The organism is Nannocystis sp. RBIL2, assembly GCF_026626745.1.
GTDB lineage: Bacteria > Myxococcota_A > Polyangia > Nannocystales > Nannocystaceae > Nannocystis.
Genome location: NZ_JAPNJW010000002.1, coordinates 63,673 through 77,368, shown reverse-complemented (window position 1 = coordinate 77,368; position 13,696 = coordinate 63,673). Strand labels below are relative to the sequence as shown.

Below are 13,696 nucleotides of genomic sequence, written 5' to 3'. Positions count from 1 at the left end.
GGCGTCCGCCCGCCGACACGCGCCGCCATGCGCGGCCGTGATCCGGCGCGCGAAGGTGCGTGCGCCCCGAAGTCTCACGGGGTCGGCGCGCCGGGCGAAACTCGCGGACTGCTACACTGCGCGCGCTCGTGCCCATGACGCCGCAGATCTTCGGCCGCTACACCCTGATCCAGCGGATCGGCGAGGGTGGCATGGCCGACGTGTTCCTCGCCGAGGCCGGCGTGGCCGAGGGGCTGAAGAAGCGCGTCGTCATCAAGAAGATCCGCAGCGACGTCGCCGACCAGCCCGAGTTCATGCGGATGTTCGTCGCCGAGGCCGAGGTCGCGCTCGGCCTCAACCACGCCAACATCGTCCAGGTGTTCGACTTCGGCCGCGTCGGCGGGGCCTTCTATCTCGCCATGGAGCTGGTCGAGGGCGTCGACCTGATGCGCATGGTCCGGCTGGTCGGCCAGCGAGGCGAGCGCGTGCCGATCGTCGTCGCCGCTTACATCGCCCACCAGGTCGCCGCCGGCCTCGCCTACGCGCACGCCAAGCGCGACGACTTCGGCCGCCCGCTGGCCATCGTCCACCGCGACATCAGCCCGCACAACATCATGCTGAGCCTCGCCGGCACGGTGAAGATCCTGGACTTCGGGATCGCCCGCACCGCCGCGCGAGCCCGCCGCGACGGCGGCGCCGAGGACAGCACGATCCAGGGCAAGATCGCGTACATGTCGCCCGAGCAGGCCAACGGCTGGCCGCTCGACGCCCGCTCCGACATCTACTCGCTCGGCGTGGTGCTCTACGAGCTGCTGATCGGCGAGCTGGTGTTCCGCGACGCCGACCGCATGGCCGCGCTCGAGCAGGTCCGCACGCGCCCGCTGCCGCCGCTGCGCCGCGTCGCTCCCGAGGTGCCGGAGGAGCTGGCGGCGGTGGTCGACCGCGCCTCGCGCGCGAGCCGAGCGAGCGGTGGGACAGCGCGCGGGCGATGCAGAGCGCGCTGGCGGCGTTCCTCCACCGCGCCGATCCGGTCGTCGACGACGAGGTGCTGTCGGCCTTCGTCGCCGCGCGCGTGCCCGATCCGCTGTACTCCCGCGGCTCCGGCGACGCCGAGGTCACGCGCGAGATCGAGGGCTCTCAGTCGCAGCTGCACGCGCCGGCGCGGCCCGAGGTCCGGCGGGTCGTCTTGCTCAAGGCCGCGCTGGCCCCCGCGCCCGGGGTCGACGCCCCGGCCGAGCCGGCCCGCTTCTACGCGCTCGCCCGCGACATCGCTTACAAGCGCGACGCCCACGTGTGCGAGCTCGGGCCGCGCGGCCTGCTGATGGTGTTCGGCGCCGTGCTCGACGCCGGCGACGTCGACGAGGCGGCGCTGCGGGCCGCGCTGGCGCTGCGCGAGTCGGCCGGCGAGGCCGCGCCCGGGCACCAGATCGGCGTGGTCCTGGCCGCAGCGCCCTTGCCGATCCGACATGTCCCTTCGGGCATGCCGACGGTCGAGGTCGGGCACGACCTGCGGCGTCACCTGCAGGCGATGGCCGACGGCGTGCTCGACGGGCCGGTGCTGGTCGCGGGCGACCTGGCGGCGCGGCTCGGCACCGCGTGGCAGTTCGGACCGCCGCGCGCGATCGAGGTCGTGCGTCCGCGTCGCGCGGTCGACCTCACCGGCGGCGTGCTGCCGCCGTGGGCCAGCGCGCTGGCGCAGGCGGTGCCGCTGCTCGGGCCCGCGGTCGCGCCGCGGCTCGTGACCGGCGGCGGGCGCCAGCCGCTGTACGGCCGCGAGCTCGAGCTCAAGCTGCTGCGCGACAACTTCGCCGAGGCGATCCGCACCCGGGTCGCGCGCACGGTGCTGGTCGTCGGCGGGCCCGGGATCGGCAAGCGCGCCCTGCTCGACCGCTTCCTCGCCGCCCTGCCCCGCGGCGGCTGCGTCGTCCTGCGCGCGCGCGGCCAGTGGCGCCGCCGCAACGTCCCGCTCGGGGTGTTCCACGAGATGCTGCGCCAGTTCCTCGACGCCGGCCCGGACACCAGCGCGGCCGACATCGAGTCGCGCCTCGTCAGCGAGCGGGTGATCGGCGCCGGCGAGCTGGCGCAGGCCCTCGCGCGCGCGCTCGGCGTGTCCCCGGGGACAGGTAGCATCGCACATGTCCGTCAGGACAGCGAAGCCGCCAGCGACCCGCAGTCGCGGCGCGAGCGGCTGTGGCGGCCGATCCGCCGGCTGATCCGTGCCCTCGCCCAGCGCCGCCCGGTGCTGGTGGTGGTCGAGGACCTGCACCACGTCGACGCTCACAGCGCGGGCCTGCTGCGCGAGTGGCTGCAGGAGCCGCACAGCCTGCCGCTGATGGGCCTCGCCACCGCCCGCCCCGGCCCGCGCGCCGACGAGCTGCGGGCCATGCCGCGGGTCCACACCATCGAGCTGCGCGAGCTCGACGAGCACGCCCGCCGCGAGCTGGTGGTCCGTCGCTTCGAAGACCCCGCCGAGGCCGAGGAGCTGGCCGCGGCGATCGTCGCCCGCACCGGCGGCAACCCGCTGTTCATCGAGGAGACCCTGGCCGACCTGCTGCGCCGCGGCGTGATCGGCCCCGGCGACGACGGCCGGCTGTGGCGCGTCCACCAGCGCGGCGCTCGCATCGAGGTCCCGCCGAGCGTCGAGGACGCGCTGCTGGCCCGCCTCGACGCGCTCGGCCCCGAGGCGCGCGCGCTGGTCGACGGCGCCGCGGTGCTCGGCCTGACCTTTCGGACAGGCGAGCTCGCGGCCCTGCTGGAGCGCCCGCTGGCCGAGCTGGTCGCGCCGCTGGCCGCCCTGGTCGACGCCGGCCTGCTCGAGCGCCCGCCGCAGCCCGCGGGCGCCCCGCCGGCGGCCCGGTTCGCAACCCTCAGCCTCCACGAGGTGGCCCGCACCAACCTGGCCCCGGGGACATGTGAAGCCATGCACGCGCGCTCGGCCGAGCTCAAGGCCGCGCGCGCCGACTACCAGCCCGGCCGCGACGACGGCCCGATCGCCGATCACTGGGCCCAGGCGCGCCGGCCCGAGGCGGCGATCGAGCCGGCCCTGCGCGCGGCCCGGTTCGCCCGCGACGTCGCCGGCAACGTCGAGGCCTACTACTACCTGTCGCTGGCGCTGCGGTCGATGCGGCCCGAGGCCGATCCGCGGGCCTGGGACGCGCTGCGCGAGCGCGAATCGATCTTGGCCGCGTGGGGTCGCCGGCGGGCCCAGGGCGCCGATCTGCGGGCGCTCCTACGGCTCGCGCTCGGCAACAACGAGCGCGAGGTGTTCGCCCTCGGCCGTCTGCTCCGCTTCTACCTCGACTGCGGGCGCATCCAGCGGGCCGAGCAATTGTTCCCGCGGCTGGCGCGGCAGACCGAGTCGCTGCCCGACGCCGACCCGCACCGCGGCCTGGTCGGCGAGATCGGCTCGGCGCTGATGCTCGCCCGCGACCGGCCCGAGGAGGCCGAGCGCCTGGCCGCCGCCGGCCTGGCCCACTGCCCGCCCGAGGCCGCGGCCCAGCGCTGCCGCCTCCACGCCGCGCTCGGCCGGGCCCAGCTCGCGCAGGGCAGGCTGGCCGAAGCAGTCGTCAACTTCGAGGCCACTCTGCACCTGGCCCAAAAGACAGGCCTGTTGCGCCTCGAGGGTGAGGCGCTCAACAGCCTCGGCGAGGTCGCCGGCCGCGGCACCCGCTACCAGGAGGCGGTCGACTACTTCCGCGCCGCCCTGCAGGTCGACCGCGACCTCGGCGACCGCGCCGCGACCGGCACCAAGCTGGCCAACCTCGGCATCGTCTACACCGCGATCGGCCTCTACCGCCGCGCCGAGCGCTACCTCCGCAAGGCGCTCGAGCTGCACGAGGCGATCGGCCACCCCGGCCTGCTGCTCGAGGTCGTGGTCAACCTCGGCGAGGTCTCGGCCGAGCACGGCGACGTCCAGGCCGCGCGCGCGCTGCTGCTGCACGCCGCCGACATGGCCGCCGCCCGCGGCGACGCCCGCACCGAGCTGCGGGCCCGCGCCCGCCTGGCCCGCGCCCTGCTCGACGGCAGCGCCGACGACCTCGACGAGGCCCGCGCCCTCGCCGAGGACGTGCTGGCCCGCGCCCGCGGCCTCGGCCTGCGCACCGCCACCTGTCGCGCGTTACATGTCCTTTCGCGCCTGTCCGAACAAGCAGGTGATCTGGCGACCGCGCGCACGCTCGAGGAAGAAGCAGTCGAGCTGGTCCGCGTCGGCGCGGCGCCGATCGACGGGGTGCTGTCGATCCACCACCTCGGCCACCTGCTCGCCGACGTCCGCCCCGCCGAGTCGGCCGCGCTGCTGGCCGACGCCGCCGCGGCCGTGCGCGCCCGCCTCGAAGGCCTGCGCGACGAGGACCTGCGCCGCGGCTACCTGGCCCAGGCCAAGGTCCGCGAGATCCTCGGCGAGGCCGAGTAGATACTTTCTTCGCAACAGCGTCGGCTGGCGATCGCGGGCTTTCGCGCTCACGGCGAGGCCGCGTCGATCTCTGCACGCGGCCGCGACCGACCCGACTATCCTCGAGCCGCGTGATGCGGCCCGCCGACCTCCTCGATCACGCCGACTTCTGGCGCGCGCACTACTCGTTCTGTCTGTCTACCGCGGCCCTGCACGTGCACTTCGGAGGCGTCGAGCAAGACACGCCGCTCGAGCGGACGCCCTTCTATCTCGCTCTGTTCGGCCTGACGAAGCAGGTCGCCGCGCTCCGGTTGAAAGAGATCCGCGCAGCCGGGAGCGTCGATGCGGCGATCCAGCACGCGCTCGCAGCCGACCCGATGTGTGCGATCTGGTCCGAGATTGCCGACGCGATTCGGGCCGATTACCGCGCCGCCGAGGTCCGCGCCGCCGAGCCCGACGCAGCCCTCATGCTGCGCTTCCCGGCGGGCTGGTCGATCGAAGTCCGCTACCACCCGGGCGCGGTGAAGTTCGTCCTCGCCGGACCCGGGCGCAGCGAGCCGCTCCTGCTCGGCGCCGACGCGGGGGACGGCTCGATGCCGATGCTGCGCTGGGAAGAGCTCGAGCTGCTCACGCGACGGGTGCAGCAGATCGACGATGTCGCACAGAAGTACACTGCCGGCCTGAGCGGCAGACTCCTGGCCATCGGCGCCTGTGGCTCGATCGCGGAAGACCCGAAGGGCGCCGAGCGCCTCGTCGCCGGCTTCTGGGGCGGAGCGTCCGACGCCGCAGCCCTCGCGCGCGAGCTCGTGCGACGGCCTCACCTCCGCTGGTTCGAAGACGCGGAGCTGGGCTGGCTGTGCGAGGGCGGCCACTGCTTTCGCCAGCGCCCCGTCGCCGAACGGCCGGGATGGTCGACGCGCGAGCTCGAGTTCGTGCGGGCGTTCTTCCGCGCCATGGAACACGAGTAAAAACTCGCCGCCGCTCACGCCTTCGCCTTCGGGTGGGCCTTGAACCACTCGGCGGTGCAGATCTGAACCTGCGTTGCGCTCTGCACCACACTCTCGATCCGGACCGCCGGTCACGTCGCTCGCGACTCGACCGGCGCGGTGACGGGATGGCGCGCCGTCGAACAGGAGCGACTCTTACTCCCGACCCCTGCGCCACCGCCGAGTTTTCGCTCGCGCCGGTGAAACATCGGCGCTCCGCGGCCGGCTGCGCGACTGCACCGCCCTCTCCGGAGCACGCTGTGCGAACGGACTTTCCTCGCGTCTAGGGACGATGATCTGCGAGGCCGCGCCGCACCGCTGACTTCGGCGATGGTTATTCAACTTAGCAAGCCCGAGCGGATCGTGGTCGTGGGTGGCGGCATGGCTGCGCTCACCACCGTCTTCGAGTTGACCTCGCGCCCCGACTGGCGCGAGCGGTACGACATCACCGTCTATCAGATGGGCCACCGGCTCGGCGGCAAGGGGGCCAGCGGGCGCAATCAGAGGCGCTTCGACCGCATCGAGGAGCACGGCCTCCACCTCTTCTACGGCTTCTACGACAACGCCTTCTCGGTCCTGCGCCGCTGTTACGAGGAGCTCGGCCGGCCCGAGGGCGCCCCCCTGCGTACGCTCGAGGACGCGTTCCATCCCCACTCTCTGGTCGTGTTCGAGGAGCAGCGCGGCGGGCAGTGGCAGCACCAGCCGCTGCTGTTCCCGCGCAACGACGAGCGCCCGGGCCTCGGCGCCGCCACGCCGACGCCGGCGGAGCTCATCCCGAAGATGCTGACCTTCCTCCTCGATCTGTTCGACGAGCAGCCGCTGCTGAAGAACTCCGCGGCCCCGCGCAGCGATCGCGCGGCGCTGCGGCTGTTGCGGCGCGGCGTCGCCGGCCTGCTCGGCGAGCTCGGCGAGTTCCTCCAGCGAAGCGGCGACGGTCTGCTGGTCGTGCGCCGCGAGGCCGTGCTCGGCCATCTGCTCGCGTTCTCGCGCTGGACCTGGCGCCTGTGTGCGCCGCTGCTCGAGCGCCGGCCCGACCTGCGCGTCGCCTGGACCGCCGTCGACGTCACCCTGGCGATGATCCGCGGCATGATCGCCGACCGCCTGGTCGAAGAGACAGCCGTCGACTGGCTCCGCCTCGACCACGAGGACTTCCGCGCCTGGCTGCGTCGTCACGGCGCCAGCGACGAGGCCGTCGCCGCCTCCACGGTCGCGGGCGTCTACGCCGGCGCGTACATGGCCGACCAGGAGATCGGCGCCGGCACGGCCCTGCACTGGACCCTGCGCATGCTCTACACCTACCGCGGCGCGCTCTTCTACAAGATGCAGGCCGGCATGGGCGACGTGGTGTTCGCGCCGCTGTACCTGGTCCTGCGCGCGCGCGGGATCAAGTTCCGCTTCTTCCACCGCGCCGACGCCCTGCACCTGTCGGCCGATCGCAGCCGCGTCGACGAGGTCGTCTTCGGGCGCCAGATCTCAGCCGCGGGCGATCGCGAGTACGAGCCGCTCTACGACGTGAAGGGCCTGCCCTGCTGGCCGAGCGAGCCGCTCTACGATCAGCTCGAGGACGGCGACGCGCTCGCGCACAGCGGCGAGAACCTCGAGGACTGGGGCACGCAGTGGCCCGACGCGCGCGAGCCCCTGGTGCTCCAGGCCGGCCGCGACTTCGACCGCGTGTTGCTCGGCATCGGCCTCGGCGCGGTGCCGGCCCTGTGCGCCGAGATGATCGCCGACCCCAACAACCCGCGCTTCGCGGCGATGGTGCGCGCAGTCAAGACGACTCACACCGCTTCGGCGCAGCTGTGGTTCCGCGGCGACCTGGCCTCGACCGGCTGGCAGCTGCCGCCGCCGGTGATGATCCCCTACGCCATGCCGCTCGACACCTGGGCCGACATGAGCCACCTCTTGCCGCGCGAGAGCTTCCCGGGACATGTCCTTGCGGGCAGCTGCGCCTACCTCACCGCGGCGATGGACGACAACGAGGAGCCGCCGATCCGCCGCGAGGACGCCGACGGCTACTGCGCGCGTCAGACCAACCGGATCCGGACGCTCGTCGAGCAGCACCTCCGCACCAGCAGCGCGCACCTGTGGCCGGCCGCGCAGAAGCCCGGCGGCGGCCTCGATCATCGCCGCCTCGTCAGCACCGACGCGGGCGCCGACCCGCTCGACTGGCAGCACTTCAGCCCGTGCCTCAATCCGTCCGACCGCTACGTGCGATCGATCCGCGGCAGCACCGTCCACCGCCTCGACCCCGGCGCCTCCGGCTACGACAACCTGGTGCTGTGCGGCGACTGGACCATGAACCCGATGAACCTCGGCTGTGTCGAGGGCGCGACGATGTCGGGCATCCGCGCGGCCCAGGTCATCAGCGGCGAGGCGATCGCGCTGCACGACGACTGGCTGGCGGCGCGGCGCCCGACCCTGCGCCCGCCCGCCCGCGAGCGGCCCCGCTACATCCAGCGCGCGCTCAACGAGTCGACCTCACCGCCGTACGAGGCGCGGGCCACCGCCATGTACGCCGCGGTCCTCGCCGCCGATCCCGAGCGCTCGCCGATCTGTGCGAGCGCCACCTCGGCCTCAACCCCGAGCGCTGCTACCTCCCGCTCGGCCCCTCGGTCGTGTTCTACGCCCAGCACAACCATGCGTTGTCGGCCGTCGACGCCCCCGGCGTGGTCCCGGAGCGCGACTTCGGCTTCCTCGTCCCGGTCGCGGTGTGCGAGCGGCGGGCCGGCAAGCTGACGCCCGTCGGCGTCGCCGTCTACATGCCGTATCTCTGGGTCGACCTCGGCGCGGCGCTCCTCGGCGGGCGCGAGGTCCTCGGCTTCCCCAAAGGCCAGGCGACCCTCGGCTTCCCGACCGCCCCGACCGGCGCAGTCGAGCTGCGCGTCGACACCTGGATGCCGCCCGCGGCCGGCCGCAGCGGCGCCTGGCGCGAGGAGCGGCTGATCGACGCCCGCCTCGACGGCAGCGCCAGGAGCCGCGTCCGCTCGCTCGCCGACGCCCTGCGCTCCGGCTTCGACCCGGCCTGGCTGGCCAGCCGCGGCGTCGACCTGGCCGGCCAGCTCCGCCTGCTGCGCGCGCTCACCCTGACCCTTCGGACAGGCGGCCTGCGCATGGTGTTCCTCAAGCAGTACCGCGACGCCGCCGCCTGCGACCGCGCCTGCTACCAGGCGATCGTCGAGGCCCCGTGCACCCGCGCCGGCGCCCCCCGCGTGGCCGCGCAGCTGCCCGGAGCGCTGCGGCTCCGGATCTTGCGCCGCTCCGGCCTGCTCGGCGAGCTCGGCCTGCGCGCCGAGGGCGGCGACCCCGAGCGCGCCCGCGTGCCCGCCCTGGCCACCTTCTACACCGAGCTCGACTTCACGATCGGCGCCGCCGACGTGGTGTGGGCCGCATGACATGGCGCGAAGGGCATGTTTTAAAAGACATGCCCTTCACGACATTTCCATTCACACATGTCCTTCGTGACATGGAAACTAGAATTGGATCTGCAGCCCGCCGGGCAGCAGCCGCAGCCGCGCGCTCGGACGCTCCCGCTCGTGGCGCCGCAGCTGCGCGCCGAACACCCCGGTCGGGATCGCCAGCACGGCGGCGGTCGGCAGCATGACCATCATGGTGATCGACTCGCCGAACGCGTCGTTGTCGCAACAGTCCGAGGGGCGCGGCCAGAAGGACCAGGCCAGCAGGGTCGCGCCTGTGACGAAGGTCGCCGCCATGAACCCTCCGGAGAGGCCCGTAGCGATCTGCAGGCTGCGCCGCTTCGCCTGCCAGCGCTGCAGCTCGGTCGCCGGAGCCACGGCTTCGGGGTCCGGATTGTGCGCGAAGCCCTGCCAGCGCTGCATCTCCGCCGACGGCGTGGCGGTCTCGGGCGCCGGCTCTTGCGCACCCGCCGGCGCGGCGACGGACCCGAGCGCGAGCGACCCCGCCACGACCAGCGCACCGGCTCGGTCTCCGCAGCGAGCTCTCCTTCTCCTGCTCCGGGGAACCACGTCCTGCATGTCTCCGGAGTCGCCGCGGCCGCGCCGGAAATTGCGACGGGCGACAAAAAATATTCGCAGGCGAGGTCGCGCCTTCGGGGTCGCCTCCCCCTTCGCGGGCACACCGCTGCGAACGATGTCCTCGAAACATGCCCGTTCGGGCATGCCCGTTCGGACACGCCCGCCGGCCTAGCCGCCCATCTTTTTGAACGGATCCTTGAGGCCGAACTTGGTCCCGCTGCCCGGGTTCTCGGGCGGCGGCGTCGGCGTCTCGACCGGCTTCTTGCCGTCGCCGGGGTCCTTGGCCGGCTTGTTGGTCTTGACCACGTTCGGCTTCTTGGCCTTGGCCTTCAGCGTGTACTCGAACCGCTGGCCCTCCGTCGGATCCTGGACCTCGACGAGCAGGTCTTCGTGCTGGGCCGCGCGCAGCAGCAGCTTGTGCGGGCCGGCGCCGGCGAGCGCCACCCCGACGTCGCCGCTCATGCCGAGGCGCTGCGTCCCCGCGGCGTCGAACACCTCGGCCGGCGTGTTGGTGGCCACGACCACGCGCACGGGCGCGGGCGCGGGCGGCGGCTCGGGCAGCTTGACCGGCGGCGTGTCGACCTTCGCCGGCGTCTCGACCAGCGGCGCGGCCACCACGACTTGCTGGGTCGGCTGCGGCGTGTCCTTCGGGACAGGTTGCTCCGTCGCCTCCGCGGCCCCCAGGCCGTACAGCGCGACGGCGCTGCCGCCGAGCATCGCCGCGACCGCCAGGGCCACGCCGAACACCCCGCCGCGGCGGCGCGCCGGCGTCTCGACGGTGGGCAGCGTGATCGGAGCCGTGCGCGGGCGGAACTGCGTCGGGCCCGTGTTGGGCCGGCTGACGCGGTTCGGCACCACCACCACCGGGGCGGCGTCCGTGCCGACGTCCTGGATCGCCTCCATCAGCTCACGCAGGCTCTGGAACCGCAGCCCGCGATCCTTCTGCATCGCCTTGAGGATCAGCGCCTCGACCTCGGGCAAGATCCCGGCCTCGGGCGCCGCCTCGCTGGGCGCCGGCGGATCCTCGAACATGTGCTTCGTCAGGATCCCCATGAAGTTGTCGGCCGTGAACGGCACCTTGCCGGTCACGAGCTCGTAGAGGATCACACCGACCGCGTACACGTCGGCGCGGTGATCGACGCGCTCGCCCTGGGCCTGCTCAGGGGACATGTACGTCGGCGTGCCGAAGATCATCCCCGTGCTGGTCAGGCGGCCCGAGCTGCCGTCCTCGCCGGTCAGCTTGGCGATGCCGAAGTCGAGCACCTTGATGAAGTCGGGGTTGCCGCTCCGCTCGATGCGAAAGCAGTTCTCCGGCTTCATGTCGCGGTGGACGATGCCCTTGTCATGCGCCGCCTGCAGCGCGCGGCAGATCTGCAGCGTGATGCCGGCGACCCGCGACCACGGCAGCGGCGCCGAGCGCTTGATCGTCTCGGACAGATCCTCGCCGACCAGCATCTCCATCACGAAGAACACCGAGCCGGTCGGCGTCGCGCCGAAGTCGGTGATCTCGACGACGTTCTCGTGACCGATCATCGAGGCCGCGCGGGCCTCCTGCAGGAAGCGCTCGACCAGCTCGCCGCGGTGCGCGAACTCGGGGTTCAGGATCTTGATCGCGCAGCGCTTCTTGATCGTGACGTGCTCGGCCTCGTAGACGGTGCCCATGCCGCCGACGCCGAGCTTGCGCAGCAGGCAGTAGCGATCGAGGAGCAGGGTGCCGGTGAGGTCGGGCGCCGCCGGGATCACCGGCAGCGAAACATCGAGAGGGGGGTCGACCTGGGCCCTGGGCGGCGAGGTGACCACTGGGCTGTCCTCAGAGACAGCTTCCGAACTCGCCCTGCCGTAGATCAACGTCGCCGCCTGGTTTGACACGTCCGCAATGCTCCGGCTGCCCGCGTGCTTACCACCTTACTGGCCGGTCCGGGTACTGGGCCATTCGCCCCCGGACCTCACGATCGACCCGTCACTTCTTCTTGGGAAACGGGTTCTTCAGCTCGCCGATGTCGCTCTCTTCGGCTTCCGGCTCCACCGGCTTTTGCTCCGGTAGCGGCGCCGAGGTGGTCTCCGTCGCCGGAGTCTTGGACGGCGGCGGCGGCTTGGCATTCCCCTTCGGCGTCTTCGTGCCCGTCTTTGCATCGGCGGGCGCAGGCGTGGGCGCAGGCGAAGGCGGCGTCGGTGTCGGCGAGGTGCCCACGACCGCGGGGACCGGCTCCACGGGCGGGCTCGGCGGCGCCGGAGGCGGCAGGGGTCGCATGACCACGCGCACCTTCTCGTGAGACTTGCCCGGTGCGACCTCGGTCGCCGTGTCCTGGTGATCTGCGAGGCGAAACACGTATCGGCGGAGCGGCCCCTGGGGATCGACCGCGAGCACGAACGGCGTCACGCCGAGCTCCTCGACCCCGTCGCGCAGCACCTTGGCCCCCGGCGGATCGGACTCGAAGGTCAGGTTGACCCGCTCCGGCGGCAGCGGCAGCACTGCCGGCGCCGTCGCGGCGGGCGGCGCCGCCTGAGGCTTGCGGTAGTACTGCTTGTAGAGCGTCACCGTAAGCGCGGCGCCGATGCTCGCCGCGGCCGCGACGATGAGCAGCGTCGGCGGCCCGCCGTTCGCCGCTCGCGGCGCGGGCATGAAGCCGGTGCTCGCCGGGCGCCCTGGGATCTCGCCGGTCTGCGCCCTCGTCGGTGGCGCGGCGATCCGCTCGACGTGCGTCCCGTGCTGGACGATCACGCTGGGCCGCCGCTCGATCCGCCCGGACGGCGACACCGCCCGGGTCGTCGCCGCGTCGCCCAGCTCGTCGGAGTCCGGCGCCGCGGGCGGCACCGGCGTCTCGCCGCGAGCCGTCGTCTGCACGTTGCCCTCGGCCACACCCCACGAGCCGAGCGTCACCGTCGGCCGGCGCCCGCGCCCCGAGTTGGGCGCCGCGTCGAGCTCGGCCGCCGCCTTCAGCAAGCTCAGCGCCTCGGCCGCGGTCTGCGGCCGCTCGTCGCGGTTCTTGGCCAGCAGCAGGCGGATCAGCCGCTCGATGTTCGGCACGTCCGGCGCGGCCGGCTCGACCTCTCGCAGCCCCGGCGGCGTGTCGAAGATCTGCGCCGACAACACCATCGCCACGGTCGCCAGCTTGAACGGCACGCGCCCGGCCAGCATCTCGAACAGGATCACGCCGAACGCGTAGAGGTCGGAGCGCTCGTCGGCGTCCTGGCCCTGCGCCTGCTCGGGCGACATGTACGCCGGCGTGCCGATCAGCGCCCCGTTGGCGGTGAGCCGCGTCTTCTTGTCGCGCACGCGGGCGATGCCGAAGTCGAGGATCTTGATCTGCAGCCCGCCGTCGGGCCCGTCGCACAAGAAGATGTTCTCGCTCTTGAGATCGCGGTGGATGATCTTGCCGGCGTGCGCCGCCTGCAGACCGGCCAGGATCTGCCCCGCGATCTCGAGCGCCAGCTGCGGCTCGAGCCGACCGCCGCGATCGATGCGGGCCGCCAGCGTCTCGCCGGTCAGGAACTCCATCGCGTAGTACGCGGTGCCGCCCGGGATCTGGCCGTAGTCGCTGATGTCGACGATGTTCGGGTGCTTGACCCGCGACGCCACCTGCGCCTCGAGCAAGAAGCGCTTGATGATGTCGGCCTGCGTCGCGTGCTCCTGGCGCAGCAGCTTGATCGCCAGCGGCTTGTCGATGATGACGTGGCGCGCCTTGTAGACCACGCCCATGCCGCCGAACCCGATCGGCTCCTCGATGCGGTAGCGCTGGTCGAGCACGCGACCGACCAGCGCCTCCTCGGGCGGCGCCGCCTTGAGCGCCTCACTCTTCGGCCGCGACAGCCCGCCCGCGGGGAAGAACGCCCCGTTCGGCAGCGGCTGGTCGACCGGCACCGCCGCGGCCGTCGGCGCCTGCATCAATGCGGCGCCGCCGTTGCTGGCCTTTGGGACCTGCCCCTGAGGACCTGGCCCAACGGGCGGGCGCAACGCGACCACGGTGCGCGCGGGTGAGCGCGAGTCCGCCAGGTGGACCGCAGCTTCTGCGACCGCGATCTCGGGGGCGCGCGCCGGGACCCGCCAGTCCTGGTTCGTGCGCCCGCTCGATTCCTCGGCCAGCGGGTTGCCGTCCATCGGGCAAAAGCCTTGAGACACGGGGTACTCCGTGCCGCAGACCGGGCAGCGCTTCATGTCCGGCCCAGCCTAAGCGGGCAGCGCGGCGCGGTCAACGCAGACAGGGCCCTGCCCGAGCGCCGCCGCCGCGACCTGCTGGAGCGAGCACCCGAGCTCGCCGGCGCGATCGGCCCGACGCGCCCGCGAGCGCCTTTGCCTGCGCTGCCGCATGCACGTCGGCCGCGTGCGGCACCTCCCTGGCAGCCGCGCA

Annotated in this window: 8 protein-coding genes; 5 read left to right on the top strand and 3 right to left on the bottom strand. The window is 73.1% G+C overall.

The features are described 5' to 3' along the window. Positions 1-134: 134 nt before the first annotated feature. The 5 genes from OV090_RS25545 to OV090_RS25525 all read left to right on the top strand — a co-directional run bounded on the left by OV090_RS25545 (position 135) and on the right by OV090_RS25525 (position 8,747). Complete coding sequence (locus OV090_RS25545) at positions 135-1,301, top strand: serine/threonine-protein kinase (protein ID WP_267712085.1); 1,167 nt, start codon at positions 135-137, stop codon at positions 1,299-1,301. Continuing rightward, positions 1,301-4,390: an AAA family ATPase gene (locus tag OV090_RS25540; protein WP_346660426.1), complete on the top strand. Its 3,090-nt coding sequence runs from the start codon at positions 1,301-1,303 to the stop codon at positions 4,388-4,390. The genes OV090_RS25545 and OV090_RS25540 overlap by 1 nt, the downstream gene beginning before the upstream one ends. A gap of 110 nt (positions 4,391-4,500) precedes the next feature. Beyond that, positions 4,501-5,337: a hypothetical protein gene (locus OV090_RS25535; RefSeq protein ID WP_267707219.1), complete on the top strand. Its 837-nt coding sequence runs from the start codon at positions 4,501-4,503 to the stop codon at positions 5,335-5,337. A 348-nt stretch (positions 5,338-5,685) separates the two neighbouring features. Continuing rightward, entirely contained in the window at positions 5,686-8,091 is a 2,406-nt protein-coding gene (locus OV090_RS25530) for an NAD(P)-binding protein (RefSeq protein ID WP_267707218.1), read from the top strand. After that, complete coding sequence (locus OV090_RS25525; RefSeq protein ID WP_267707217.1) at positions 8,022-8,747, top strand: hypothetical protein; 726 nt, start codon at positions 8,022-8,024, stop codon at positions 8,745-8,747. Before OV090_RS25530 ends, OV090_RS25525 begins: the two co-directional genes overlap by 70 nt. Before the next feature lie 78 nt (positions 8,748-8,825). Here OV090_RS25525 and OV090_RS25520 read toward each other — a convergent pair whose 3' ends face one another. The 3 genes from OV090_RS25520 to OV090_RS25510 form a co-directional block, all read right to left on the bottom strand. Then, the gene (locus OV090_RS25520) at positions 8,826-9,278 is read right to left on the bottom strand and encodes a hypothetical protein (protein ID WP_267707216.1); all 453 of its coding nucleotides are present in this window, start codon (positions 9,276-9,278) and stop codon (positions 8,826-8,828) included. A gap of 237 nt (positions 9,279-9,515) precedes the next feature. Beyond that, the gene (locus OV090_RS25515; protein WP_267707215.1) at positions 9,516-11,147 is read right to left on the bottom strand and encodes a serine/threonine-protein kinase; all 1,632 of its coding nucleotides are present in this window, start codon (positions 11,145-11,147) and stop codon (positions 9,516-9,518) included. Positions 11,148-11,307: 160 nt separating this feature from the next. Then, positions 11,308-13,503, bottom strand: a complete 2,196-nt coding sequence (locus OV090_RS25510; RefSeq protein WP_267707214.1) for a serine/threonine-protein kinase — start codon at positions 13,501-13,503, stop codon at positions 11,308-11,310. Positions 13,504-13,696: the final 193 nt, after the last annotated feature.

Bases quoted from the DNA above. Each gene is read 5' to 3' on its own strand.
- OV090_RS25510 (WP_267707214.1), bottom strand. From the start codon at position 13,503: ATGAAGCGCTGCCCGGTCTGCGGCACGGAGTACCCCGTGTCTCAAGGC.
- OV090_RS25540 (WP_346660426.1), top strand. From the start codon at position 1,301: ATGGTGTTCGGCGCCGTGCTCGACGCCGGCGACGTCGACGAGGCGGCG.
- OV090_RS25530 (WP_267707218.1), top strand. From the start codon at position 5,686: ATGGTTATTCAACTTAGCAAGCCCGAGCGGATCGTGGTCGTGGGTGGC.
- OV090_RS25545 (WP_267712085.1), top strand. From the start codon at position 135: ATGACGCCGCAGATCTTCGGCCGCTACACCCTGATCCAGCGGATCGGC.